We start from the raw sequence: 25,221 nt of genomic DNA, 5'->3' as shown, positions 1-25,221 counted from the left end.
GGATGGCGAAAGGCGAGGGGAGCGCATGGTTCGCACTCCCCTCACAGCCAGGATCAGAACTTGTAGGTCAGGCCGATGTAATAGTCGCGGCCGTAGCGCTGATAGTCGATCACCTGGCGGACGTCGTCGTTCTGATAGGTGATGAACGGACGGTCGGTCAGGTTCTTGCCCTGCGCCATGACGGACAGGCCCTTCAGCGCACCGTCCTGGAACTCATAGCCGATCTGGGCATCGAGGATGCCTTCCGACCGGGCGGTCCGATAGGTCGGGTTGGCCGACAGGCCAGCGACCTCCGCCAGGAATGACGAACGGTAACGATAGTTGGCGCGCGCCGAGAAGCCCCACTTCTCGAAGAAGAACGTGCCGCTGCCGACCCACTTCGACAGGCCGGGCAGGGTGATCGCCTGATTGTTGGCGTACTTCACCGTCGAGTCCGAATAGTTGCCGGTAACGAAGAAGCCGAAGCCGTCGAGCGCACTCGTCACGGCCTTGAGCGGCAGCGACAGCGTCGCCTCCACACCCAGCACCTCGCCGCGGCCGGTGTTGGCGGGGGCCGAAACATTGCCGATGGTGCCGCGGATCTGCTGGACGATCGCCTGCTGCTGCGCCGTCAGCGACGGCAGCAGCGCCGAGAAGTCGTAGGCGTAGCTGTTGTTCGGATCGACGAAGTCGGTCAGATTCTTGAAGTAGCCTGCCAGCGCGACATAGCCGCCCGCCGGGAAATACTTCTCCAGCGAGATGTCGATGTTGGTCGACTGATAGGGTCGCAGCGAGACGTTGCCGCCGGTCGAGGTGAAGATCGGGTTCAGTGACACGTTATTGTTGTTGACCGTGATGTTCGCGGTGTTGATCGCGACGTCCTGGGTCACGCGCTCCTGGTCGAGGCGCGGGCGTACCATCGTCTGCGACGCGCCGAGCTTCACGAAGCCGTTGGGGATCAGTTCCAGGTTGAACGTCGCGCTGGGCAGGACGCGGGTATACTTCACCGTCTGGCTTGCCGGTGCGATGGTGACGCGGCCCGCGAGGACGTTGGCGATCTGGCCGACCGAGCTCTGCTCGGTGTGGATCACCTGCGCGCCGAGCGCACCCTTGAGCACCTTGCCGCCGACTTCGCCGTCGATGGTCAGCTTGCCATAGCCGGTCCACACCTTTTCGAGGACGGTGTTGTCGCGGACCAGCGCCGACGGCTGCGGGTCGAACACCGCGTTCAGCGCGTTGTTGTACACGTTGAGCGGGTCGTAGGTCAGCATCGCCGGAATGCCGAGATAGTTGAGCGCGACATTGGTGCCGAGCAGCGCACCCGATGGCACCGCGATCGAGCGCGGCGTGCCGCTGGCCACCGTGCAGCCAGTGCCGCCGCCACGCGGGCAGAGGAAGAAGTTGGTGTAGTCGCTGATCTTTTCGCGGCGGGTGAAATTACCGCCGACTTCCCAGCGGCTCAGCACGCTGCCCTCGATCTCGCCGTTCAGGCTGGCGCGGAGCGACTTCAGGTCGTCGGTGAACTTCGGACGGTTGATGAAGCCGGCCTGGACCACCTGCTGCGTGCCGTTGTTGCCCCAGCCCTGCGGGTCGGTCAGCTTGAAGATGCCGGTGTCGGTATAGTTGAGCGTCGGCACGATGGTGTAGGTGCCATTCTCCTTCTGCGAGATGCGTACGGTGTCGGCCACGCCGCTCTTGGCGAAGCCGGTGCCGGTGTTGGTTTCAAGCAGCAGATCGGTCCGTGTCGCACGGCTCCAGCTGGCGTCGACGTTCAGGTGGATGCGGTCGGTGAGCTTGAGGTCGTTGTTCCAGCCGAGCGACAGGTTGTCGGCGGTGCGGCGGTTATAGTCGTTGCGCTGGACGGCGAAGACGTTGCTGAACGTCGCGCCGGTGACGAAGCCGTTGCTCGCCGCCACGTTGCTGCGGACGGGATCGCTGAAGCCGAGCGGGAATTCGATGCCGCGCAGCGTCTGCTCTTCCTTGAAGTTCGAATAGAGCGCATCGAAGGTCGAATGGAAGCTGTCCGACGGCTCCCACTCGATCGTGCCGACCGCGCCGTAACGCTTGAGCAGGTTCGACTGGACATAGGGCTTGGCGCCGCCGAGCACATAGGGATCGGCGCTGGTGCCCGACCCGGCATAGCCCCACGCGTTGTAGCGCTCGTTCTGTGACGGAGTCTGCGTCGCCGCGACGCCGATCGCGACGCCGAGCGTGTCGCTCGCGAATTTGTCGACATAGGTCGCCGACGCGCGATAGCCGTAGCGGGTGCCGTCCGGGTTCAGCTTGTCGATGCCGTTCATCTGGCCGCGGACGTTGATCGCGACGATGCGGTTAGCCTGGTCGAGCGGGCGCAGCATGCGAAGGTCGACGGTGCCCGAGATGCCCGATGCGATCAGCGAGGCGTCGGCGGTCTTGTAGACGTTGACGTTCTGGAAGAATTCCGACGGATACTGGTCGTACTCGACGGCGCGGTTGTCGCCGACGGTCACCTGCTCGCGACCGTTGAGCAGCGTGGTCGAGAAGTCGGGACCGAGGCCGCGGATCGACAGACGCTGGTCGCGGCCTTCGAGGCGCTGGGCGGTGACGCCTGGGATGCGGGCGAGCGCGTCGGCGATCGACACGTCGGGCAGCTTGCCCACGTCCTCGGCCGAAACCGAGTCGACGATCAGCGTCGAGTTGCGCTTGATCTTCGCCGACGAGGCGAGCGAGGCGCGGAAGCCGGTGACGACGATGTCCTCGCCGGCGCCGGGGGCCGCCGCGGTCTGATTGGCGGCGCTGTCGGCGGGAACCGGGGTCGGATCGACCGAGGCGTTGGTCGCCTGGGTCGTAGACTGCGACGCGGAATTGGCGTTGGGCTGGGCCGAGGGATCGACGGTCTGCTGGTTGGCGGCATTGCCCGTCGCGGGCGTCGTGTCCTGCGCGGCGGCGGGAACGGCGCCGATCAGCGCGGCGGCAAGCGCGGCGGCGCTGCCCGAAACGAAGAAACGCGCAGCCGGGCGGCCGCGTCCGAACGAAACGATCATTGGTCTTCCCCTCCTCGATGGCTCGTCTGCTCCACGCGTTCTGACGGCGTGTTCGCTTGATGGACGAACCTGAACCAGTGTTGCCCGGCCTCCCAAAGTCCGGGCCGACGCTCAATGAGTTGCCAATAGGTCGTCACCCCGATCGCTGCCAATCCGGCCGCATACGTATTCAGATTATGCGCTGGCCCTTCGCTGTGGTCTGTGGCGCGGCGGCAACACGCGTTGACAGCGAAGGGCGAAGGGTCTGTGGTCAGGCAAATGGCAGGTCAATGCCGGCGAGAGGAAGGACGGGGCAGGCAGGTGGCGGGGCAGCGTAGGACGACGTCGTTCGACATCGCTCACCTCGCCGGCGTGTCGCAGCCGACCGTCAGCCGGGCCTTGCGCGGCAGCCCAACGGTGAGCGCAGCCACGCGCCAGCGGATCGAGGCGATCGCCAAGCAGCTCAACTACACCGTCGATCGCACCGCATCGGGGCTGCGCACCGGCCACACCCGGACGCTGGCGCTGTTGCTGTTCAAGGACGCAGCGCCCGGCGGGTCGCTGATCAACCCGTTCTTCCTGTCGATGCTGAGCGCGATGATGACCGCCTGTGCCGAGCATCGCCACGATTTGCTCGTCTCGTTCCAGGAAATGACCAGTGACTGGCACGTCGATTACGAGGACAGTCACCGCGCCGACGGGATGATCCTGCTCGGCTATGGCGATTATGAAAGCTATCGCTGGCGGCTCGACCAGCTGGTGTCGCGCGGCACGCATTTTGTGCGCTGGGGTTCGGTGCGGCAGGGGCAGCCGGGGCTGACGATCGGGTCGGACAATGTCGCCGGCGGGCGCATGGCGACCGAGCATCTGCTGGCCCGGGGCCGCCGGCGGATCGCCTTCCTGGGCGATGCGACCGATCACCATCCCGAGGATTCGGATCGCTATCGGGGCTATGTCGAGGCGCTGGCGGCGACGGGGATCGTGGCCGACCCGGCACTTCAGGTGATGGCGCTGGCGAGCGAGGAGGACGGCGCACGGGCGGCGGCCGAGTTGTTGGCGCGCGACCTGCCGTTCGATGCGGTGCTGGCGGCGAGCGACGTCGTCGCGCTGGCGGCGATGCGCGTCTTTGCGGGGGCAGGGCTGGCGGTGCCCGAACAGATCGCGGTGGTCGGGTTCGACGATATTCCCGCCGCCGCCATCGCCCACCCGTCGCTGACGACGGTGGTACAGGATACCGGCCTTGCCGGACGCACATTGGTCGAGACGCTGATCGCGCGGATCCGCGGCGATGCGGCGCCGGGCGTCGTGCTGCCGACGCACCTGGTGGTGCGCGGGTCGACCGGAGGGATTTGACACCTATGCTCGATCGTTCGTCCGAGAAGCCGCGTCAGGGCGCGCTCGGCCTGTGGAATATCTCGTTCGGCTTCTTCGGCATCCAGATCGGCTTCGCGTTGCAGAACGCGAACATGAGCCGGATCTTCCAGTCGCTGGGCACCAGCCTCGACGACCTGCCCGCGCTGTGGGTGGCGGCGCCGCTGACCGGGCTGCTGGTGCAGCCGGTCATCGGCCACATGAGCGACCGGACGTGGCTGGGCCGGCTGGGCCGTCGGCGACCCTATTTCCTGGCGGGCGCGGTTCTTGCGGCGCTGGCGCTGGTGGCGATGCCCGAGGCCAAGGCGCTTTGGTTCGCGGCGATGATGCTGTGGCTGCTCGACGCGTCGCTCAACGTGTCGATGGAGCCGTTCCGCGCCTTCGTCGGCGATATGCTGCGCAAGGACCAGCACGGCGTCGGCTATGCGGTGCAGACCGCGTTCATCGGCGCGGGCGCGGTCGTGGGCTCGATCTTTCCCTGGGTGCTGGAACGGCTGGGCGTCGCCAACGATGCCGCACCGGGGCAGATTCCCGATACGGTGCGGATCGCCTTCTGGTTCGGCGGCGCGGCGCTGTTCGCGGCGGTGCTGTGGACGGTGGTGACGACGCGCGAATACGCGCCCGACGAGATGGCGGCGTTCGACGGGGCGGCGGATCATGGCGGGGCCGAGACGCTTCGCCTGCTCGCGCTGCGGACCTATGGCGCGAGCGTCGGCTGGGCCGTCGCGGGCGTAGCCGTGCTGGCGCTGGTTCGTGCCTTCGCGCTGAAGCAGGAGATGTACCTGCTCGGCGCGCTGCTGATCGGCTATGGCGCGGCGAGCGGGATCGCGATCGCGCGGGCGAAGGGCGGCAAGGGCGCGGGCATGCTCGGCCATATCGTCGGCGACTTCGCGGGCATGCCGCCGATCATGAAGCGGCTGGCGCTCGTCCAGTTCTTTACCTGGTCGGCGCTGTTCATCATGTGGATCAACACCACGCCGGTGGTGACGCAGTATTTCTTTGGCGCAGCACCGGGCACGGCGGCGTTCCAGCGGGGCGCCAACTGGGTCGACGTGCTGTTCGCGACCTACAACGGCGTCGCCGCGGTGGCGGCGCTGACGCTGCTGCCGTGGCTGGCGCGACGGATCGGGCGGGCGCGGACGCACTTGCTGGCGCTATTGTGCGGTGCGGCCGGCTTCGCGAGCTTTTTCGTGATCCGCGATCCGCAGCTGCTGATCGCCAGCGAAATCGGGATCGGCATCGCCTGGGCTTCGATCCTCGCCATGCCCTATGCGATCCTGGCGAGCGCGCTGCCGCAGCGGAAGCTGGGCGTCTATATGGGGCTGTTCAACGTCTTCGTCGTGGTGCCGCAACTGCTGGTGGCGACGGTGATGGGGCAGATCATGAAGGCGTTCTTCCCCACCGAGCCGATCTGGACGATGGCGTTCGCGGCAGCGGTGATGGCGGCAGCGGCGCTCGCGATGCTGCGGGTGCGGGAAGATTGATCCTGAATTCGTCATCTCGGCTCAAAGTCGGGGTGACGGGTGCTACCGCGTCAGCACGACCGTGGCCGCCAGGCCGCCGCCGGGACGGTTGGTGAGGGTGACGTCGCCGCCCGCCTCGCGTGCGATGGCGCGGGCGAGCGCCAGGCCAAGGCCGATCCCGCCGGTATCGCGGTTGCGCGAGGTTTCCAGGCGGGTGAAGGGATCGAAGACGTCGTCCAGGCGATCCGGCGGAATGCCGGGGCCGTCGTCCTCGACGACGATCGCGACACGGCGCGGCGACGGTTCGATCCGCACGATGGCGCCGCCGCCATATTTCACTGCATTCTCGATCAGGTTGCGGACCGCGCGGCGCATCAGCGACGGGCGGATGCGCAGCGGCAGGCGATCCGCCTCGACGAACTCGACCGGCGCACCGAGATCGCGGAAGTCCTCGACCACCGCATCGACGAGCGCGGCGAGATCGGTTTCGGTCATCGGCTCACTCGGCCGGCCGAGCCGCGCGAGCGACAGGATGTCGTCGAGCGTTCGGTTCATCTCGTCGACGGTGTCGGCCATCCGCGCGCGGTCGGTGTCGTCGTCGACCGATTCGATCCGCACGCGCAACGCGGCGAGCGGCGTGCGCAAGTCGTGGCCGATCGCGCCGAGCATCCGGTCCTTCTCGTCGAGCATCGCGCGCACCCTGAGGGTCAGCGCGTTGAAGGCGGCGATCAGGCGGGCGATGTCGTCGGGTCCGTCCGCCGATAGCGGGGCAGGGGGATCGCCGGCGCCGAACTGCTCGGCGGCGGCGGTCAGCTGGCGCAGCGGCAGCGACAGCCGGCGCGCGATCCACAGCACCGGCAGCAGCAGCACGACGAACAGCACCCCGGTTTGCCCGGCGAGCCGCCAGACGAGGCCGGGGTCGCGCCGCACCCACGGCAATCGTTGCACCAGCCATTGTCCGCCCGGCCGCTGCAGCGCGATCACCAGCGTCGCGCCGTTCTCTTGCAGCCAGGCTCGGCGCCTCGCCGGCAGGCGGCGTGCAAAATCGTCGGATTGGTCGAAGGGCACGATCGCCGTGTCAATGCGGCCGACGGGAACGCCGCTTTCGATCAGAGCGCCGCGCAGCGTGCTCGCGATCGCCGGCTCGTCGGGAGCGTGGACACGCACGGGGCTGGCGGCAAGCAGGCGGACGCGGCCGCGGTCGGTGCGGATCGGGCGGCCCTGCGCCATGCGCTCGATCGCGTCGACGAAGCGGGTCGCGGCGGGGCCGGCGACCTGTTCGAGCGCGATCTGGCGCCGCTCGCGCAGGAGCATTGCGAAGTTGATCGCCTGCGCCACGAACAGCGCGAGCGCGACCAGCAGCGCCATCTGTCCGGCCAGGCTGCGCGGCCAGATGCGGATCACAGGCGGGTGACTTCGGCGGCGAGCGTATAGCCGCCGCCCCACACCGTCTTGATGATGTCGGGGTTCTTGGGATCGGGCTCGATCTTCTTGCGCAACCGGCTGACCTGGTTGTCGATCGCCCGGTCGAACGCCGCCGCCTCGCGTCCCTGGGTCAGATCGAGCAGCTGATCGCGGGTCAGCACCTGGCGTGGGCGCGTGACCAGCGCGAACAGCAGGTTGTACTCGCCGGTCGACAGCGGCACCGACACGCCCTCACGATCGACCAGCGCGCGCTCGCCGGTCTTCAGCACCCAGCCGGCGAAGGCGTAGCTGCCGCTTTCGGGCGCATGCTGGCGGCTGCCGCCCGCGGTCAGGCGGCGGAGCACGACCTTGGCGCGGGTCGCCAGTTCGCGCGGGCTGAACGGTTTCACGACATAATCGTCGGCGCCCATCTCCAGCCCGACGATACGGTCGGTTTCCTCGGCCTTCGCGGTCAGCAGGATCACCGGCGTGTCGCTGCTCGCGGCGATGTGGCGGCAGAGCGACAGGCCGTCCTCGCCCGGCATCATGATGTCGAGGATGACGAGGTCGATGGCGTAGGCGGCAAGGCGGGTGCGCGCGCTTTCCGCATCGCCCGCCTGGGTCACGCGAAAGCCCTGGCGCGTCAGATACTGCGCCAGCGGCTCGCGGATCGAGCGCTCGTCATCGACGAGGAGCAAGTGCGGCGTGTCGCCCATCGCCTCGGCGCTTAGCATGGATCGGCTCCACGAAAAGGGGCCGGGCGGGCGAAAGGGCCCCGCCCGGCACTCGGTTACTGGCCCGGCGGCGGCGTGTTGCCATCGGCCCCGGAGCGCCCGTCGCGCTGGGCGCGGCGCATGGCCGCGAAGTTCGCCATCTCGGTGGCATCAAGCTTGCCGTCGCGATTGGCATCCATCCGGTCGAAGCGGGCGGTGGCGCGGGCCTCGTACTCGGTCTTGGTGATCGCGCCATCGCCGTTGGGATCGGCCTGGCGCCCCATGCCGGGGGCGCGCTTGTAGCCGCCCGGCGGCGGCACCGCGCCGTCCTCGCCGTTGGCGCGGCGGCTGCGCATCGCCGCCATCTCGTCGGCGCTGATCGTGCCGTCGCGATTGGTGTCGAGCCGATCGAAGCGCGCGTCGGCCTGGGCGATCACTTCCTGGCGGGTGACGACGCCGTCGCCGTTCGTGTCGGCGCGCATCATCATGCCACCGCCGCGCGGGCCGCGCGGCATGTCGGGCTGCTGCTGCGACTGCGGCGCGGTCTGCGCCGAGCAGGCCGCCGCGGCGAGACCGCTGGCGGCGAGCGCGAGGGAGAGGATGGTCTGGCGCATGGGAACTCCGGTCAGCCGGGATGATCCCCGGTCGATCGGCATTTGGGCGATGGCCGTCGCGCAGGTTTGTCGGGCACGCGGGAATTTGTCGCAGATTGTCGCTGCGTTTCATCCTCCTCCGCCAGGGGAGGTGGCTTGCGCAGCAAGACGGAGGGGGCGGAAAGCGACCAGCTATCGAGAAGCTCGTGCTTCCTCCCCCTCCGTCACGCCTTCGGCGCGCCACCTCCCCCTGGCGGGGGAGGATTATTTACCCGAAGATCGCGACGCTCTGCATCTGTTCGGCCACCGGTTCGCCCGCGGCGTTCCAGATCGCCATCGACTGGCTCGAACTGCCCTCGCGCGCATAGTCGGTGCGGGCGCGCAGCAGCCACCAGCCGTCCTCGGTCCTGGGGGCGGGGCCGAGGAGGTTGAGCTGCCACGTCATCGAACTGAGCGGCACCGGCCTGCCGACCAGCTTCAGCGCCGCGGGGGGAAGGCAGTCCGCGACTGCGATCAGCTCGACCATCGGGTCAAGGCCGTCGCGATCAGCGAGGCGGACCCAGCGCAGCCATTCGGCGGGATCGCCGCCGTCGCGCTTGTCGACCAGCTCGAAATTCTGCGTGAAGGGCACCTGTGCGGTGCCGCGATAGGTGCGGTCGTCGGGGCCGGGACGGGGGAAGTCGGGGCGCTCGCCGGTGGCGTGGTCGAGCATCGAGGGCACCGCGCCCATGAAGACGAAGGTCGCGCGCAACCCGAGCCCCGCGTCGCTCGTCACATCGGCCTGGACGAAGGCGGCGTTGCGGCCGCGGCGCAGGCGGGTGGCGGTGATCGTCACCGCGCCCGACAGCGGGCCGATGAAGGCGACCAGCGCGGAGCGGAGCGGGGGGAGGTCGGCGTCGCTATGCTGCGCAGCATGAAGCGCGAGCGCAGACGACAGGCCACCATAGGCGGTGCGTCCCTGAAGCCAGTTATCGGGAATGTGGCCGCGCCATGCATCCTCGCCAATGGGCTCGAGCGCATCGATGATCGACGTCAGCGTGGTCATAGCGTCCCCTCCGCCAGCGCATCGCGCAGTTCGCGTTTCAGCACCTTGCCGATCGCGCTGCGCGGCAACTCGTCCGTGGCGTGCAGTGCCGCCAGCCGCTGGGTGCGGCCGAGGCGGTCGTTGGTCCAGGCGAGGACGGCGTCGAGCGGCACCTCCTCGCGCAGTACGACGATGCCGACCGGCGTTTCGCCCCATGCCTCGCTCGGCACGCCGATGACGGCGGCATCGGCGACCGCGGGATGCTGGCGCAGCACGGCCTCCAGGTCGGACGGGTAGATGTTGAACCCGCCGGAGATGATGAGATCCTTCTTGCGGTCCATCAGGATCAGGAAGCCGTCCTTGTCGAACCGGCCGACATCGCCGTGGCGGATGTAGCGGCGGCCCTCGGCGTCATACCATTCGGCGTCGCGGGTCGCGCCCTCGCGGCCATGATAGCCGTTCATCATCGCCGGCGAGCGGCCGACCACCTCGCCCATCTCGCCGGGGGGCACCTCGTTACCGTCCTCGTCGATCAGGCGGATCTCGTGGCCCGGCATCGGCTGGCCGACGGTGTGGAGCTTGTCGGGATGCGCCGTCGCGTTGAGGCCGCACGATGCGCCGCCCTCGGTCATGCCGTAATATTCGACGAGCAGGCCGGGCCAGCGCGCGACGACGTCGGCCTTGAGCGCCGCCGAGAAGGGGGCGCTGGTCGAGGTCTTGAAGCGGAAGCTGGAGAGGTCGAAGCCGTCGAAGTCGGGCAGCGCCATGATCCGCTGGTACTGGACCGGCACCAGCATGGTGTGGGTCGCCCGGTGCGCCTGCGCCAGTTCGAGATAGCGGCGGGCATCGAACTTGCCCATCAGCACGACGGTGCCACCCCAGCCGAGCGTCGGCAGGAAGCTGACCAGCGTCGTGTTCGAATAGAGCGGCGTCGCGATCATCGTCACCGCGTCGGCGAAGCCGGCGGCGGCATTGCGCGAAAGATGCTGCCAGCGCATCGCGTGGCTCTGGACGATGCCCTTGGGCGTGCCGGTGGTGCCCGACGAATAGATGATGTTGAAGGCATCCTCGGGGTGGATGTCGGGCTCGCTGGGCCTTGCGCCCTCGGGGGCGAGCCATTCCTCGAACGCCGGCGTGTCGAGCCGGATCGCGCGCGCCGTCAGCGGCTCGTCGGCGAGGGTGGTGGCGTTGACGGCGTCGAGGAACACCAGCGGCGCAGCGCTGTCGGCGATCATCGCGGCGATGGCGCCCGGCGTCGCGCTCGGCGACAGCGGGGTGGCGACGCAGCCGGCGCGCAGCGTGCCCAGGGAGACCGCGGCATAGTCGACGCTGGGTGCCGCGACGACCGCGATCGGTGTGCCGGTGCCGATGCCGTCGCGCTGCAGGGCCGCCGCGACCCGACTCATCCTGGCATCGAGCTGCGCATAGGTCAGCGTACGCGTCTCGTCGGCGACCGCCGTCTTGCCGCCACGCTCGGCGGCGTGGGCCGCGATCAGTTGCGGCAGGGTGGCGAAGTCGCTGGCGAGCAGATCGGCGGCTGTCATCGCCGCCACGGCTAGGCGAAGCCGGGCACGAATGCCATACGCGATCTTCGAAAATGCTGGAAGGAACGAGGATGGCGGACGCGATGGACGGCACGGTGGCGATCGTCACCGGTGGTGGCACCGGGATCGGCGCGGCGGTGGTCCGGCGGCTGGCGGCACGGGGCGTGCGCTGCGTCGTCAACTATGCGCACAGCCGCGACGAGGCGGAAGCGCTGGTCGCCGACATCGGCAACGGCAGCATCGCGGTGCAGGCCGACATCGTCGAGGATGCCGCCTGCCGCGCGCTGGTCGCGGCGGGGGTCGACCGCCTCGGCCGGGTCGACTTCCTCGTCAACAATGCCGGACGCACCAAGCATGCGAACCACGAGGATCTCGACGCGCTTGATGCCGAGGATTTCGTCGACATCTATCGCCTGAACACGATCGCGCCGTTCCAGATGGTCAGGGCCGCCGTGCCGCATCTGCGTGACAGCGGGATGGGCGCGGTGGTCAACGTGGCCTCGGTCGCCGGCGTGTTCGGGATGGGATCGTCGGTCGCCTATGCGGCGTCGAAGGGCGCGCTCGACACGATGACGCGCAGCCTGGCTCGCGTGCTGGCGCCGCAGATCAGGGTCAACGCGGTCGCGCCGGGCTATGTCGGCACCGGCTGGTTCGAGAAGAAGCTGGGTGCGGAGCGGTTCGCCGCGCTCAACGAGCGGATCGCTGCCGCGACGCCGATGGCAATCGCAGCGACGCCCGAGGATATCGCCGAACCGATCGTGATGCTGCTCGATCCGGCGACGCGGGTCATCACCGGCGAGACGGTGTTGCTCGACGCCGGCGCGCATCTCGATGTCGGCCTGTCCCGCCGCCCGGGCCGGGAGCATTAGGCGGACTCGTCTTGGTGCTTTGCATCGCGAGCCGGACGTGCGATGATGAGCCATACCCGATGTTCGGAAAATGACACGGTGGGAGAGAGTGATGGCGAGCGTCGCGGCGATCGACGAGACGGAGACCTTTCGCGCCGAGGCGCGCGACTGGCTGGCGGCGAACTTCCCGGCGAGCCTGAAGGGCACCGACAATGCCATGTCGGCGATCGACGGCCCTTCCGAGGAGACCGCCGACCAGCGCGCATGGCGCGAGGCGATCGGCGAGAAGGGCTGGGGCGTGCCGATCTGGCCGCGCCAATATGGCGGCGGCGGGCTGAGCCGTGCCGAGGCGCGCGTGCTGCAGGAGGAGATGGCGCGGATCGGCGCCTATAATCCGATCGGCGGTATGGGCGTGATGATGTTCGGGCCGACGCTGCTCGAATATGGCACCGAGGCGCAGAAGCAGGAGCATATTCCTGCGATCGCGAAGGGCGAGGTGCGCTGGTGCCAGGGTTATTCGGAACCCGGCGCCGGCTCCGACCTGGCGGCGCTGCAGACCTTTGCCGAGGACAAGGGCGACCACTACCTCGTTAACGGGCAGAAGACGTGGACGAGCGGCGGGCAATGGGCCGACAAGTGCTTCGCGCTGGTGCGGACCGACAAGTCCAAAAAGCATGAAGGCATCAGCTTCCTGCTGATCGACATGGATGCGCCGGGCGTCGAGGTGAAGCCGATCCGGCTGATCTCGGGCTCGTCGCCGTTTTGCGAGACGTTCTTCACCAACGTGAAAGTCCCCAAGGAGAATCTGGTCGGGCGCGAGGGCGAGGGCTGGACGATCGGCAAGCGGTTGCTCCAGCACGAGCGATCGAGCCTGTCGGGCGGCGGCGGATCGGCGGGGCGGCTGCTGGCGGGCAAGCCGGTCAGCGAGCTTGCCAAGGAATATCGCGGTACGGATGGCGAGGGGCGGCTCGCCGATACCGACCTGCGCTCGCGGATCGTCCGCCACGAGATGGACCAACGCGCCTTCATGATGACGCTGCGCCGCGCCGCGCTGGAGGCGAAGACCAACCAGGGGCCATCGGCGGCGACGTCGATCATGAAAAACGTCGGTGCGCGGATCACCCAGGACAAGGCGGAACTCGGCATCGAGATCATGGGGATGAACGGCCTCGGTTGGGAAGGCGAGGGGTTCAGCGAGGCGGAGCTGAACCAGACGCGCACCTGGCTGTGGGGCAAGGCGGTGTCGATCTATGGCGGATCGAGCGAGATCCAGAACAACGTCATCGCCAAGCGCATCCTGGGGATGCTCGACCATCAATGACCGTCCGTTCGTGGTGAGGAGAGGCTGAGCGCAGTCGAAGCCTCGTCTCGAACCACATGTCCTTCGAGACGCCGCTTCGACTTCGCTCAGCGGCTCCTCAGGACGAACGGAATTGCGAGATCAAAGGAAAAATCATGGCCGTTCTCAACGACGAACAGGTGATGCTGCGCGATATGGCGCGCGAGTGGGCGGACCATGAATCGCCGGTCGCGGCATTCCGGCGGCTGCGCAATGCGGCGACGGGTGTCGGCCACGATCCGCAAGCGTGGAATTCGGTCGGACAGATGGGATGGGCCGGCGTGGTCGTGCCCGAAGAATATGGCGGTTCGGCGTTCGGCTATCTGTCGCTGGGGTTGGTGATCGAGCAGCTGGGGCGCAATCTATCCGCGACGCCGCTCGCATCGACCGGTCCGGCGGCGACCGCGATCGCGATGGGCGAGGACGAGGGCGCGAAGGCGGAATGGCTGCCGCGGATCGCCGATGGCTCGGTGATCGCGACGCTCGCGATCGACGAAGGGCCGGTGCATGGCGACCAGGCCTACTCCGCCCGAGTCGAGGACGGGCGGCTGAGCGGCACCAAGGCGTTCGTGGCCGAGGGCGACGGGGCCGCCCTGTTCGTCGTTGCGGCGACGGACGGGCTATACCTGGTGGCGGACGGCGAGGGCGTCAGCCGGCGCACGCGGGCAATGGCCGACGCGCGCAGCCATGCCGACGTCGTGTTCGACGGCGCGCCGGCGATCCGGCTGGGCGGGCCCGAGCTGACCGCCGCGATCGTCGACCGGGCGACGATCCTGATTACCGCGGAGATGCTGGGAATGGCCGAGGCGGCCTTCGCCACGACCAACGACTATCTCAAGACGCGCGTCCAGTTCGGCCAACCGCTGTCGACATTCCAGGCGCTGCAGCATCGCATGGCCAAGCAGTTCACCGAGCTGGAGCTGATGCGATCGGTGGTCGAGGGCGCGCTGGAGGCGATCGATGCCGGCCGGTCGGATATCGACCAGACCGCCAGCCTGGCCAAGGCGGTGGCAAGCGAGACGCTGAAGCTGGTCAGTCGCGAGATGGTGCAGCTGCATGGCGGAATCGGCATGACCGACGAGCATGACGCCGGCTTGTATCTGAAGCGGTCGGCGGTGCTCGAGGCGATGTGGGGCAATGCCGCCTATCATCGCGATCGCTTCGCCCGGCTCAACGGCTATTGAGGGCTCTTCATTGCCGCTGTGGCAGGGGTGACATTCGCTTTTGGTAGAGGCTGGGAATAGGCCCATTCATGTCGGTCGTGCCGACCCGTGCGTGGTGACACGAACGGGGGCGAGCGTCCGTCAGCCGATTTGCCAGCGTCGCTGCCCTAGCTCGATTTGGCGTTGTCGAAGACAGGGTTTGGCCGAAACGGTTTTTCTGTCTGCGCGTGACATGGTGGCCACACTCCTACGCAGTTCGAGCAAACCGCCGTTTTCGACGCTTGACGTTTGGGGCATGCGCCTGTCTATTCGAGCCAACGGTACGGGAACGATCGAGCTTCCCGGCCGATCAGGGAGAGTGAGATGGCCAAGACCAGCTTCCTAGCCGCGTGCGCGCTGTCGGCGCTGGTGATCGCGGCGCCGGGATATGCGCAGACGCAAACGTCGACCTCGACGGGCGTCAGCCCAGCGAACCCGGCGCCGGCGACGCAGGACGCGTCGGTCGATGCGACGCAGCAGGCCGCCGACAACAACAGCCCCAGCGGCGCCGACATCGTCGTGACCGCGCAGGGCCGTGCCCAGGCGCTGGCCGACGTGCCGGTCGCGATTTCGGCGATCACTGCCGACACGCTCGCCAATTCGGGTGCCAACGACATCCGTCAGCTGAACCAGCTGGCGCCGTCGCTGCTGGTGTCGTCGACCGGTTCGGAAGCCAACGGCTCGGCGCGCATCCGCGGCATCGGCACGGTGGGCGACAATCCCGGCCTGGAAAGCTCGGTCGCGGTGTTCATCGACGGCGTCTATCGCTCTCGCTCGGGCATCGGCCTGAACGAACTGGGCGAGATCGACCGCGTCGAAGTGCTGCGCGGTCCGCAGGGCACGCTGGGCGGGCGCAACTCGTCGGCGGGCCTCATCTCGATCATCAGCAAGGCGCCGTCGTTCGACGCGATCTCCGCCGGTGGCGAAGCGACCTACGGCAATTATGATTTCTGGCGCTTCATGGGCAACGTCAACGTGCCGCTGGGCGACCGCGTCGCCGCGCGGGTCGACGGCGTCTACGTCAAGCGCGACGGCTTCTATCGCGACTCGATAAACAATACCGACGTCAACAACCGCAACCGCTACTTCCTTCGCGGCCAGTTGCGGCTGGAGCCGACCGACGACATCAACATCCGCCTGATCGCCGACTATACGAAGCGCGACGAGCGTTGCTGCGGCGCGACCTATGTCGATCGCACCGTCAACCCGTACATCGGCAACCTCAACGAGCCGGTGACCTCGGTAAACGCGGGCCTGGCGGCGGGCAGCGCCGGCAACAACATGGTCAACGTGCTGCGCGATCTCGGCCAGCCGCTCAACCTGATCAATCGTCCCGGCTACAGCCGCGAGCTGTCGGTCAGCCCGGGCCGCAGCTATGCCGGTCAGACCAAGGATTACGGCTTCTCGGGACAGGTCGACTGGAATTTCGGCAACACCAAGCTGACGTCGATCACCGCCTATCGCGACTATAAGTCCGACCAGGGATCGGACACCGACTATAGCCGCGTCGACATCCTGTATCGCGCGGCCGACGGCAATTCGTCGCGGCAATTCAAGACCTTCACCCAGGAACTGCGGCTGAACGGCTCGCTGTTCGGTGACAAGCTCGACTGGCTGATCGGCGGCTTCTTCGCCAACGAGGATCTGCGCGTCACCGACAATCTGCGGTTCGGCAGCCAGTATGGCCGCTTCGCGACCTGCCGTGCGATCTCGGGCGGTGGCCTCGCCGCCTTCTACAACCCGGCATCGGCGGGCTGTATCTCGGCACAGGGCCGTGCGGCGCTGCCGGCGGGCGCGCTCGCGGCGTCGGGCATCAACGCGGCAACGGGCGCGGCGCTGCTGGCAGCGTTCGACCGTCTCGACAGCATCAACGATCGCGGCTCGACGCTCGACGTCTACAACCAGAACAGCCGCAACTACGCGCTGTTCACGCATAACATCTTCCACCTGACGAGCCGGCTCGATCTGACGCTGGGCGTTCGCTACACCAACGAGCGCAAGAAGTTCGACGCCCGGTTCGGCAACGACAACACCGCCTGCGTCGCCAACCAGCAGGCGCTGTCGGCCTTCCTGGCGACGCCGCTGGCGGCGACCGCCGCGGGCATCATCGGCCTGTCGTGCCAGGGCAACTCGACGGCGGAGCTGAACGGCGTTGCGATCAACAGCCGCCGCAACGAGGACCAGTTCACCGGCACCGGCATCCTGTCGTGGAAGCCGATCGACGACCTGCTGCTCTACGGCAGCTTCTCGAAGGGCTATAAGGCAGGCGGGTTCAACCTTGACCGGTCGGCGCTGAAGCTGCCGATCGCCTCGTTCGCGTCGTTCGGCGGCGGCAGTGCCCAGGCCGGCGCGCAGGCGCTGGTCGGGGCGCTGCAGTTCGCGCCCGAGACGGTGAATTCGTTCGAGATCGGCGCGAAATACGCGACCGGCCCCTTCACGCTCAGCGCCGCGGCATTCCGCCAGGATTTCAAGAACTTCCAGCTGAACACCTTCGACGGCAGCGTCTTCATCGTCCAGAACATCAACGGTTGCTCCGACAGCCTGGGCGGTGCCGATCGCGACCAGAGCAAGTTCACCGCGGCGTCCAACTATAATGCGGCGGCGGGCACGTCGGGCTCCTGCGCGTCGGGCAGCGTCGGCTATGGCGTGCGGGCTCAGGGCGTCGAGCTCGAAGCCTCGCTGGTGCCGGCGCGCAACTTCCGCGTGGCGCTGGGTGCGACGTTCACCGACACCAAGTATCGCGACAACCTCGTCGGCACCGGCGCCGGTGCGCCGCTCAACCAGTCGCTGCGCAAGCTGCCGGGATCGGAGCTGTCGAACGCGCCGCGGATCGTCACCACCACCTCGGCGTCGTGGACGCCGGATATCGGCAGCTCGGGCCTGTCGGCGCTGTTCTACGTCGATAGCCGCATGACCAGCGACTATAACACCGGCTCCGACCTGTTCCCGCAGAAGATCCAGGACGGCTTTGCGCTGGTCAACGCCCGCATCGGCATCCGCGGGCCGGACGAGCGCTGGGCGATCGAAGTCTGGGCGCAGAACCTGCTCAACCAGAACTATGCGCAGGTGGCGTTCAACTCGCCGTTCCAGGAAGGCGGCGTGTCGGCGGCGTTCCAGGATCCGCAGTATCCGGGCGGTCGCCAGCTGTTCTCGCAGTATCTGGCCGAGCCGCGGACCTATGGCCTGACCCTGCGCGGTCGGTTCTAAGGCTTAAAGCTATCCTCACCCTTCGCCGCCTGCGGCGGTATTTTCCCTCTCCCGTCGGGAGAGGGAAGGAGGCGCGAAGCGCCGGGAGGGTGAGGGCAGCGTCGTCGTCCAACGCTTCTGGGGAGAAGCGGCACGTTACCGGGGGCGTACGGAGGAGCATCATGCCGGCCGCCACCCGTCCCGAGATCGACGCCACGCTGGCGCTGCGCCGCCGCGGGCTGACGCTCGCGCTGCTGACGATCACCTATTTCTTCAGCTACATGGACCGGCAGATCCTCGCGATCCTGCTGGAGCTGATCAAGGCCGACCTGAAGCTGGACGATACCCAGCTCGGGCTGCTCTCCGGCCTGGCCTTCGCGCTATTCTACGCGGTGCTCGGCATCCCCGTCGCGCGGCTGGCCGATCGAACCAGCCGGCGCGATATCATCGCGGTCAGCCTCGCGATCTGGAGCGCGATGACCGCGGCGTGCGGGCTGGCGCAGAACTTCGTCCAGCTGCTGCTCGCGCGGATCGGCGTCGGCATCGGCGAGGCCGGGTCGAGCCCGCCAAGCCATTCGATCATCGCCGACCTGTATCCGCCCGAAAAGCGGGCCGGCGCGATGGCGATCTATTCGCTGGGCGTCGTGCTGGGCGCGGGCGTCGGCACCTTCATCGGCGGGACGGTCGCGCACGCCTATGGCTGGCGAGCGGCGATGCTGGCGATCGGCCTGCCCGGCGTGGCGCTGGCGATCATCGTCCGGATGTTCGTCGTCGAGCCCAAGCGCGGCCTCTCCGATGTGCAGCGGGTGGAAGACCAGCAGCCGGTGCCGAGCCTTGGGCAGGGTTTCGCGTCGCTATGGCGCAATGCCGCGGCGGTGCATCTGGTGATGGGCGTCACCATCACCTCCCTGGTCGGCTATGCGACGACGGGCTGGGGGCCGAGCTATATGCAGCGGTCGCTGGGGCTGTCGCTGCTCGACGTGTCGCTCTACGTTGCGCCGATCGGTACGCTGCTGGGCGCGGCGTCGGCGGTGTTCGGCGGGCGGCTCGCCGATCGGCTGGCGGCGCGGCACGGCATCCATGTCCAGAGCTGGGTGGTGATGGGGATGAAGGCGCTGGCGGTGCCGCTGGTCGTGGCGTTCATCCTGGTCGACGATCCGCTGCTCGCGATTGCGTGCTACTGGGCGTCGCTGCTGTTCGCCAATTCCTATCTCGGCCCCAGTTTCGCGCTGATCCAGGGACTGGCGCCGCTGCGGCTGCGTGCGCTGTGGGCGGCGATAACGTTGCTGGTCATCAACCTGCTGGGGCTGGGGCTTGGGCCGATGCTGGTCGGGATCGTCAGTGACGCCCTGCGGCCGAGCATGGGGGCGGATTCGCTGCGCTATGCCTTGCTGGCGGTGTATGCGCTGACGCCGCTGGCGCTGTTTCATTACTGGCGGGCGGGGGTGTTGCTGAAGCGGGCTGGGTAGCGCTCGTCAGGTTCAAAGTTCGTTCGTGCTGAGCGAAGTCGAAGCACAGGAGCCAGGCGTTGCCGCTCGCGGCATGTCCTTCGACTTCGCTCAGGACGAACGGACGTCGGGGGGGTGGATCAGCCCGCCGCGCGATCGTCGAACAGGCCAAACAGTAGCGTCGAGGCATACATGGCGACGGCGCGCTCGCGGGGCATGGTGCTGGCCCATTTGCGCATGTCGAAGGCGGCATTCTGGAGCGCCATCAGCGCTTGCGCCGCGACCAGCGAGTCGACGGGGCGGATCGATGCTTCGGCGATGCCGTCCATCATCGTGCCGGCAAAGCGCCGCGCGATGCGGTTCGAGCGGTCGACCATCGCGGTGCGGACCCCCGCCGGCAGTCCCGAGAGCGCGGTGGTGCGCAGCAGCGGCGCGCGCTCGGCGAACTGGACGTCGAGGAGGGTCGCGATCGTGCTCGACAGGCGATGCCAATGGCTGCCCCCCATCGTATCGGCACGGCGCTGAGCGGCGCCGATCGTATCGAAACTGCGCGCGTAGCAGGCGATGACGAGATCGTCCTTCGCGTCGAGATGGTGGTAGAAGCTGCCCTTAGTGACGTTCAGCTCGCTGGCGATCCGCTGGACGCTGGCACCGCGATAGCCAAGTTCGTTGATGAGCCGCGTCGCTGCCAGCAGGAACGCCTCGCGCCCGCTGTCGCCGTCGCCGTGATCGAGGTCGATCGGCGTCGGCGCCCATTCGGCCCTCGGCCCGGCGATACCGTGCGCGAACACGTCCATCAGCCGCGCCTCGACCCGGTCGTACTGGTCGGGATCGTAGCGGTTGAGCCAGATCGGCAGCCAGAAGGTGTTTTCGAGCAGGACGTGCGCGCGGGCGCCGTACAGGTCGGTATGCGCGCGATCGGGTGCGGGACCCCAGAGCGCGCGGGTGCGGCGGAACACCTCGCGCCAGCCGGCCATCAGCCGCCCGCGCACCGGATCCTCGGTCGCGCGCAGATCGGACAGGACGGCGAAGGCGCGCTCGTCGCCCGCCTGGATACGCGCCAACCGCTGCATGTTCAGCGACAGGAAGCGTTCGACGCGCGCGCGTGGGCTGGGTTCGGCCGCGGCATCGTCGAGCATCGCCAGCAGCGTGTCGAGCGTGTGCTCGAACGCCGCCGCCGCCAGGTCTTCCTTGCGCTTGAAGTAATAGGTGACGCTGGTGGTGTTGAGGCCGACGCGGCGCGCGACATCGGCGAAGGTCATGCCCTTCGCGCTTTGTTCATTGATCGCCTCGGCCGCAGCGGCGAGGATGGCGTCACGCTTCGCCCGAAAGCGCTTCGTCCCCTGTGCCTCGTCGCCGGCCAGCCCCTCTGGTCCGCCCATGAAGGGCACCCTATCAGCTTCGTTTCGAAGAAACAGTGTTTTTTGCGGAGCCCCGCGGATCGCCGCAAAAAGGCGATGAGCGATGCGTGAGAGCGCTTTACCGAAAACGCGGTACGGTCTAGACCCCGATCGAAACCGGAATGGGAGAGGATGCCATGGACTTCACGCTGAGCGAGCGGGAGACCTTTTTCCGGGATCGCGTGAAGGCGTTCATCGACGCCGAGATTCGCCCCCGCCAGCATGATTTCGATGCGCAGGCGCACGAGGGCGACCGGTGGAAGGTGATCCCGGTGATCGAGGAGGTGAAGGAGAAGGCCAAGGCCCAGGGCCTGTGGAATTTCTTTATGCCGCCGCATTCCGGCCAGCGCCATGTCGACGACAGCTTCGAATTCCGGGGCACGCAGCTCACCAACCTCGAATATGCACTGTGCGCCGAGGAAATGGGCAAGATCGGCTGGGCGTCCGAATGCTTCAACTGCTCGGCGCCCGACACCGGCAATATGGAGGTGCTCCACCGCTACGGCACCCGCGCGCAGAAGGACCGCTGGCTGACGCCGCTGATGGAGGGGAAGATCCGGTCGGTCTTCCTGATGACCGAACCGGCGGTGGCGAGTTCGGACGCGACCAACATCGAGACGCGGATCGAGCGCGACGGCGATCACTATGTCATCAACGGCCGCAAATGGTGGTCGTCGGGCGTCGGCGACCCGCGCTGCCAGGTCGCGATCCTGATGGGCAAGACGAACTTCGAAGGCTCGCGCCATCAGCAGCAGTCGATGCTGCTCGTCCCGATGGACGCGCCGGGCGTCAAGATCGAGCGGATGCTGTCGGTCTATGGCTACGACCACGCGCCGCACGGCCATGGCCAGGTCTTGCTCGAGAATGTTCGCGTGCGCGCCGACGAGGCGATGCTGCTGGGCGAAGGGCGCGGGTTCGAGATCGCGCAGGGTCGGCTCGGGCCGGGACGCATCCATCACTGCATGCGCACGATCGGCATTGCCGAGGAGGCGATCGAGGCGATGGCCAAGCGGACGCTGAGCCGTGTCGCCTTCGGCAAGCGCATCGCCGACCATTCGGTGTGGGAGCAGCGGATCGCCCGCGCCCGGATCGACATCGAAATGACTCGGCTGCTGTGCCTGAAGGCCGCCGACATGATGGACAAGGCGGGCAACAAGGCCGCGCAGCTCGAGATCGCGATGATCAAGGTGCAGGCGCCCAACATGGCGCTGCAGATCCTGGACGATGCGATCCAGGCGCATGGCGGCGGCGGCGTCAGCCAGGATTTCAAGCTGGCGCACGACTGGGCCGCGGTGCGCACGCTGCGCTTCGCGGACGGGCCGGACGAGGTCCACAACCGGGCGATCGCGCGTAACGAGTTCGGCAAGTGGGGCGACTGGAAGGCCGAGCTGCCGATGCGCGATCCGCAGATGCAGCGGTAACGACAACACCCTCACCCTTCCGGCGCGTTCCGCGCCTCCCTCCCTCTCCCGCCGGGAGCGGGGGGGCCGCCCGACGCAGCCGGGCGGGAAGGGTGAGAGCGGGAGGAGATATAGAATGAAAGCCGCCGTCCTTTTCGAACCCAAGACACCGCTGTCGATCGAAAACGTCCAGATCGACAAGCCCGCCCCCCGCGAGGTGCTGATCCGCACCGTGGCGGTGGGTGTGTGCCGGTCGGACCTGCATTTCGTCGATGGCGCCTATCCGCATCCGTTGCCGACGATTCCCGGCCATGAAGCGGCGGGGATCGTCGAGGCGGTGGGCGAGGGTGTGTCGACGGTGAAGGTCGGCGACCATGTCGTCACCTGCCTGTCCGCCTTTTGCGGCCACTGCGAATATTGCGTCACCGGGCACATGTCGCTGTGCATCGACCCGGGCACCAAGCGGCCGCGCGGGTCGGCGCCGCGGCTGACGATGGGGGATCGGCCGATCGCGCAGATGCTCAACCTGTCGGCCTATGCCGAGATGATGCTGGTGCATGAGCACGCCTGTGTCGCGATCGATCCCGACATGCCGCTCGACCGTGCCGCGATCCTGGGCTGTGCGGTGACGACGGGCGCCGGTGCGGTGTTCAATGCGGCGCGCGTGGTGCCGGGCGAGACGGTGTGCGTAGTCGGTTGCGGCGGTGTCGGCCTTGCCGCGGTCAACGCCGCCAGGATCGCCGGTGCGAGCAAGGTGATCGCGGTCGATCCGGTCGGCGACAAGCGCGACCTGGCGATGAAGCTCGGCGCGACGCACGCGGTGGATGCGACGAGCGCGACCGCGGCGGACGAGGTGGTCGAAATCAGCCGCGGCGGCGTCCATCATGCGATCGAGGCGGTCGGGCGGCCGCAGTCGGCCGAGACGGCGGTCAAGGTGTTGCGGCGGGGCGGCACGGCCACGATCCTGGGGATGATGCCGCTCAGCGAAAAGGTCGGGCTTTCGGCGCTCGACCTGCTCGCCGACAAGTCGGTGCAGGGCGCACTGATGGGGCGCAACCATTTCCCGGTCGACCTGCCGCGGCTGGTCGATTTCTATCAGCGCGGGCTGCTCGACCTCGACACGATCATCGCCGAGCGGATGCCGCTGGAGCGGATCAACGACGCGTTCGACGAGCTGCGCAAGGGCGACACGACGCGGACCGTCATCACCTTCGGGTAAGGGCTACAAAGGTGGAGACGAGGGGATGAGCGAAGCCGCGGCCGGCATGGTCGGCACCGTTGCGGTCGAGGCGAAGGACCAGCTCGATTTCACGCGGCTGGGCCAGTGGCTGGAAGCGAATGTTCCAGGCTTCACTGGGCCGTGGAGCTACACTAAGTTCGCGGGCGGCCAGTCGAACCCGACCTATCTCGTTACCGCGGCGAGCGGGCGCTATGTGCTGCGCCGCAAGCCGTTCGGGCCGCTGCTGCCCTCGGCGCATGCGGTCGATCGCGAATATCGCGTGATCGCCGGGCTGCATCCTACCGGCTTTCCCGTGCCGCGCCCGTTCGGGCTGTGCGAGGACGACGGCGTCATCGGCACCAGCTTCTATGTGATGGAGATGGTCGAGGGGCGGACGATCTGGGACGGGTCGATGCCCGACTTGGCGCCGCCCGAGCGGCGCGCGCATTACGAGGCGATGGTCGATACGCTCGCGCAGCTGCACGAGACCGATTATGTCGCGGCGGGGCTGGGCGAGTACGGCAGGCCCGGCAATTACTTCGAGCGCCAGGTCGCGCGTTGGACGAAGCAGTATCGCGCCGCCGAGACAGAACGCGTCGAGCCGGTCGAGCAGTTGATCGAGTGGCTGCCGCGGACGCTGCCCGAGCAGACGCGCACCTCGATCGTCCATGGCGACTACCGCGTCGACAATATGATCTTCGCGCCCGATGGCCCGCGCGTCGTCGCGGTGCTCGACTGGGAGCTGTCGACGCTGGGCGATCCGCTGGCCGATTTCTCGTATTTCCTCATGAGCTGGGTGACCGAGCCCGAGGGGCGATCAGGGGTGTTGGGCATGACCGGACCCGAGACGGGGATCCCGACGATCGACGAGATGGTGACGCGCTATTGCGCGGCGACGGGGCGCGACGGTGTGCCCGACCTCAACTGGTATTTCGCCTACAATCTCTTTCGGCTGACCGGGATCGTCCAGGGGATCAAGCGGCGTATTCTCGATGGCAATGCGTCGAGCGCGGTGGCGGAGAAGACGGTGACGAAGCTGCCCGCGCTGGCGGCGGCGGCGTGGGACTTTGCAAGGAAGGCTGGGGCGTGATGGGGACCGACGCAATCCTCCCCCGGAGGGGGAGGGGGACCGCCGCGCAGCTGTGGTGGAGGGGTAGTTCGCCTCGGATGGTGTCGCCTGGGGTGAATACCCCTCCACCAGCCTTCGGCTGGTCCCCCTCCCCCTCCAGGGGAGGAATGGCATGAGCGGCCTCTTCGACCTGACCGGCAAGGTCTGCGTCGTCACCGGTTCGTCGCGGGGGATCGGCAAGGCGTCGGTCGAGGCGCTGGCGGCGCAGGGGGCGAAGGTGGTCGTCTCCAGCCGCAAGCAGGACGCGTGCGAGGCGGTCGCGGCGGAGATCAACGCGCAGCAAGGAGAGGGCACCGCGATCGCGGTCGCCGCGAGCCTGGGCGACAAGGCGCAGCTTCAGCGGCTGGTCGATGCGACGATCGCGGCATTCGGTCGGATCGACGTGCTGGTCTGCAACGCCGCGTCGAACCCTTATTACGGGCCGCAGGCGGGGATCAGCGACGACCAGTTCCGCAAGATCCTCGACAACAATATTGTGGCCAACCACTGGCTGATCGCGATGGTCGCGCCTGCGATGCGCGAGCGGCGCGAGGGATCGATCGTCATCGTCTCGTCGATCGGCGGGCTGCGCGGGTCGGAGGTGATCGGCGCCTATTGCATCAGCAAGGCGGCCGACATGCAGCTCGCACGTAACCTGGCGCACGAGTTTGGGCCCGACAACGTCCGCGTCAATTGCATCGCGCCGGGGCTCATCAAGACCGACTTCGCTCGGGCGCTGTGGGAAGACGAGGACCGCGTCGCCGAGCGTAACCGCACCACCCCGCTGCGCCGGATCGGCGAGCCGGACGAAATCGCCGGCGCGGTGGTCTATCTGGCGGCACCGGCGAGTGGGTTCATGACCGGACAGGTGATGGTGATCGACGGCGGGGTGACAATCTGATCCTTCTTCACCGTTCGTCCCGAGCGAAGTCGAGGGACGTGTTGCGGATCAGCCGCACGGTGTCTCGACTTCGCTCG

The 25,221-nt window shown here is 67.8% G+C and carries 18 protein-coding genes; 11 read left to right on the top strand and 7 right to left on the bottom strand.

What is annotated here, in order from left to right; all coding sequences use genetic code 11:
• Nucleotides 1-53: 53 nt before the first annotated feature.
• Complete coding sequence (locus GGQ80_RS15825) at nucleotides 54-3,002, bottom strand: TonB-dependent receptor (RefSeq protein WP_183986604.1); 2,949 nt, start codon at nucleotides 3,000-3,002, stop codon at nucleotides 54-56.
• Between the two features lie 258 nt (nucleotides 3,003-3,260).
• Here GGQ80_RS15825 and GGQ80_RS15820 point away from each other — a divergent pair, with 258 nt between their 5' ends.
• Both GGQ80_RS15820 and GGQ80_RS15815 read left to right on the top strand, forming a co-directional pair.
• A complete protein-coding gene (locus GGQ80_RS15820; RefSeq protein ID WP_221364440.1) occupies nucleotides 3,261-4,334 on the top strand; it encodes a LacI family DNA-binding transcriptional regulator in 1,074 nt (357 codons plus the stop codon).
• Nucleotides 4,335-4,339: 5 nt separating this feature from the next.
• Nucleotides 4,340-5,836 carry an MFS transporter gene (locus GGQ80_RS15815; RefSeq protein ID WP_183986600.1) on the top strand — a complete coding sequence of 499 codons (1,497 nt, stop codon included), beginning with the start codon at nucleotides 4,340-4,342 and terminating at the stop codon, nucleotides 5,834-5,836.
• Between the two features lie 42 nt (nucleotides 5,837-5,878).
• On the opposite strand, the gene GGQ80_RS15810 is transcribed toward GGQ80_RS15815, so the two are convergent.
• The 5 genes from GGQ80_RS15810 to GGQ80_RS15790 form a co-directional block, all read right to left on the bottom strand.
• Nucleotides 5,879-7,183, bottom strand: coding sequence for a sensor histidine kinase (locus GGQ80_RS15810; protein ID WP_183986646.1), 1,305 nt, complete (start codon nucleotides 7,181-7,183; stop codon nucleotides 5,879-5,881).
• Between the two features lie 32 nt (nucleotides 7,184-7,215).
• Nucleotides 7,216-7,935 (bottom strand): response regulator, encoded by a 720-nt coding sequence (locus GGQ80_RS15805; protein ID WP_183986644.1) that lies wholly within the window; start codon nucleotides 7,933-7,935, stop codon nucleotides 7,216-7,218.
• Nucleotides 7,936-8,009: 74 nt separating this feature from the next.
• Nucleotides 8,010-8,546 (bottom strand): EF-hand domain-containing protein, encoded by a 537-nt coding sequence (locus tag GGQ80_RS15800; protein WP_183986598.1) that lies wholly within the window; start codon nucleotides 8,544-8,546, stop codon nucleotides 8,010-8,012.
• A 247-nt stretch (nucleotides 8,547-8,793) separates the two neighbouring features.
• Entirely contained in the window at nucleotides 8,794-9,570 is a 777-nt protein-coding gene (locus GGQ80_RS15795) for an acyl-CoA thioesterase (RefSeq protein ID WP_183986596.1), read from the bottom strand.
• Nucleotides 9,567-11,093: a class I adenylate-forming enzyme family protein gene (locus GGQ80_RS15790; RefSeq protein WP_183986594.1), complete on the bottom strand. Its 1,527-nt coding sequence runs from the start codon at nucleotides 11,091-11,093 to the stop codon at nucleotides 9,567-9,569. The genes GGQ80_RS15795 and GGQ80_RS15790 overlap by 4 nt, the downstream gene beginning before the upstream one ends.
• 71 nt (nucleotides 11,094-11,164) lie before the next feature.
• Here GGQ80_RS15790 and GGQ80_RS15785 point away from each other — a divergent pair, with 71 nt between their 5' ends.
• From GGQ80_RS15785 to GGQ80_RS15765, 5 genes are all read left to right on the top strand, one after another.
• A complete protein-coding gene (locus GGQ80_RS15785; protein ID WP_246347142.1) occupies nucleotides 11,165-11,962 on the top strand; it encodes an SDR family NAD(P)-dependent oxidoreductase in 798 nt (265 codons plus the stop codon).
• Nucleotides 11,963-12,053: 91 nt separating this feature from the next.
• Complete coding sequence (locus GGQ80_RS15780) at nucleotides 12,054-13,262, top strand: acyl-CoA dehydrogenase family protein (protein WP_183986592.1); 1,209 nt, start codon at nucleotides 12,054-12,056, stop codon at nucleotides 13,260-13,262.
• A gap of 134 nt (nucleotides 13,263-13,396) precedes the next feature.
• Complete coding sequence (locus tag GGQ80_RS15775) at nucleotides 13,397-14,464, top strand: acyl-CoA dehydrogenase family protein (protein ID WP_183986590.1); 1,068 nt, start codon at nucleotides 13,397-13,399, stop codon at nucleotides 14,462-14,464.
• A 342-nt stretch (nucleotides 14,465-14,806) separates the two neighbouring features.
• Nucleotides 14,807-17,689, top strand: coding sequence for a TonB-dependent receptor (locus GGQ80_RS15770; protein ID WP_183986588.1), 2,883 nt, complete (start codon nucleotides 14,807-14,809; stop codon nucleotides 17,687-17,689).
• 161 nt (nucleotides 17,690-17,850) lie between these two features.
• Nucleotides 17,851-19,137 (top strand): spinster family MFS transporter, encoded by a 1,287-nt coding sequence (locus tag GGQ80_RS15765; protein WP_183986586.1) that lies wholly within the window; start codon nucleotides 17,851-17,853, stop codon nucleotides 19,135-19,137.
• Nucleotides 19,138-19,256: 119 nt separating this feature from the next.
• On the opposite strand, the gene GGQ80_RS15760 is transcribed toward GGQ80_RS15765, so the two are convergent.
• Nucleotides 19,257-20,498 carry a TetR/AcrR family transcriptional regulator gene (locus GGQ80_RS15760; protein WP_183986584.1) on the bottom strand — a complete coding sequence of 414 codons (1,242 nt, stop codon included), beginning with the start codon at nucleotides 20,496-20,498 and terminating at the stop codon, nucleotides 19,257-19,259.
• A gap of 155 nt (nucleotides 20,499-20,653) precedes the next feature.
• On the opposite strand from GGQ80_RS15760, the gene GGQ80_RS15755 reads away from it, so the two are divergent.
• The 4 genes from GGQ80_RS15755 (at nucleotide 20,654) to GGQ80_RS15740 (ending at nucleotide 25,144) form a co-directional block, all read left to right on the top strand.
• On the top strand, nucleotides 20,654-21,937 hold the full coding sequence (locus tag GGQ80_RS15755) for an acyl-CoA dehydrogenase family protein (protein ID WP_183986582.1): 1,284 nt from the start codon (nucleotides 20,654-20,656) through the stop codon (nucleotides 21,935-21,937).
• A gap of 115 nt (nucleotides 21,938-22,052) precedes the next feature.
• Nucleotides 22,053-23,135 (top strand): Zn-dependent alcohol dehydrogenase, encoded by a 1,083-nt coding sequence (locus tag GGQ80_RS15750; RefSeq protein WP_183986580.1) that lies wholly within the window; start codon nucleotides 22,053-22,055, stop codon nucleotides 23,133-23,135.
• Nucleotides 23,136-23,160: 25 nt separating this feature from the next.
• Nucleotides 23,161-24,225 (top strand): phosphotransferase family protein, encoded by a 1,065-nt coding sequence (locus GGQ80_RS15745; RefSeq protein WP_183986578.1) that lies wholly within the window; start codon nucleotides 23,161-23,163, stop codon nucleotides 24,223-24,225.
• 151 nt (nucleotides 24,226-24,376) lie between these two features.
• Complete coding sequence (locus tag GGQ80_RS15740; RefSeq protein WP_183986576.1) at nucleotides 24,377-25,144, top strand: SDR family NAD(P)-dependent oxidoreductase; 768 nt, start codon at nucleotides 24,377-24,379, stop codon at nucleotides 25,142-25,144.
• Nucleotides 25,145-25,221 lie beyond the last annotated feature (77 nt).

This window comes from Sphingomonas jinjuensis, from assembly GCF_014197105.1.
Classification (GTDB): domain Bacteria; phylum Pseudomonadota; class Alphaproteobacteria; order Sphingomonadales; family Sphingomonadaceae; genus Sphingomonas; species Sphingomonas jinjuensis.
The sequence above is the reverse complement of the archived record's forward strand: the minus strand, read 5'-3'. Positions and strand labels throughout refer to the sequence as shown.

Bases quoted from the DNA above. Each gene is read 5' to 3' on its own strand.
- GGQ80_RS15825 (WP_183986604.1), bottom strand. From the start codon at position 3,002: ATGATCGTTTCGTTCGGACGCGGCCGCCCGGCTGCGCGTTTCTTCGTT.
- GGQ80_RS15820 (WP_221364440.1), top strand. From the start codon at position 3,261: ATGGCAGGTCAATGCCGGCGAGAGGAAGGACGGGGCAGGCAGGTGGCG.
- GGQ80_RS15815 (WP_183986600.1), top strand. From the start codon at position 4,340: ATGCTCGATCGTTCGTCCGAGAAGCCGCGTCAGGGCGCGCTCGGCCTG.
- GGQ80_RS15810 (WP_183986646.1), bottom strand. From the start codon at position 7,183: ATGGCGCTGCTGGTCGCGCTCGCGCTGTTCGTGGCGCAGGCGATCAAC.
- GGQ80_RS15805 (WP_183986644.1), bottom strand. From the start codon at position 7,935: ATGGGCGACACGCCGCACTTGCTCCTCGTCGATGACGAGCGCTCGATC.
- GGQ80_RS15800 (WP_183986598.1), bottom strand. From the start codon at position 8,546: ATGCGCCAGACCATCCTCTCCCTCGCGCTCGCCGCCAGCGGTCTCGCC.
- GGQ80_RS15795 (WP_183986596.1), bottom strand. From the start codon at position 9,570: ATGACCACGCTGACGTCGATCATCGATGCGCTCGAGCCCATTGGCGAG.
- GGQ80_RS15790 (WP_183986594.1), bottom strand. From the start codon at position 11,093: ATGACAGCCGCCGATCTGCTCGCCAGCGACTTCGCCACCCTGCCGCAA.
- GGQ80_RS15785 (WP_246347142.1), top strand. From the start codon at position 11,165: ATGGCGGACGCGATGGACGGCACGGTGGCGATCGTCACCGGTGGTGGC.
- GGQ80_RS15780 (WP_183986592.1), top strand. From the start codon at position 12,054: ATGGCGAGCGTCGCGGCGATCGACGAGACGGAGACCTTTCGCGCCGAG.
- GGQ80_RS15775 (WP_183986590.1), top strand. From the start codon at position 13,397: ATGGCCGTTCTCAACGACGAACAGGTGATGCTGCGCGATATGGCGCGC.
- GGQ80_RS15770 (WP_183986588.1), top strand. From the start codon at position 14,807: ATGGCCAAGACCAGCTTCCTAGCCGCGTGCGCGCTGTCGGCGCTGGTG.
- GGQ80_RS15765 (WP_183986586.1), top strand. From the start codon at position 17,851: ATGCCGGCCGCCACCCGTCCCGAGATCGACGCCACGCTGGCGCTGCGC.
- GGQ80_RS15760 (WP_183986584.1), bottom strand. From the start codon at position 20,498: ATGGGCGGACCAGAGGGGCTGGCCGGCGACGAGGCACAGGGGACGAAG.
- GGQ80_RS15755 (WP_183986582.1), top strand. From the start codon at position 20,654: ATGGACTTCACGCTGAGCGAGCGGGAGACCTTTTTCCGGGATCGCGTG.
- GGQ80_RS15750 (WP_183986580.1), top strand. From the start codon at position 22,053: ATGAAAGCCGCCGTCCTTTTCGAACCCAAGACACCGCTGTCGATCGAA.
- GGQ80_RS15745 (WP_183986578.1), top strand. From the start codon at position 23,161: ATGAGCGAAGCCGCGGCCGGCATGGTCGGCACCGTTGCGGTCGAGGCG.
- GGQ80_RS15740 (WP_183986576.1), top strand. From the start codon at position 24,377: ATGAGCGGCCTCTTCGACCTGACCGGCAAGGTCTGCGTCGTCACCGGT.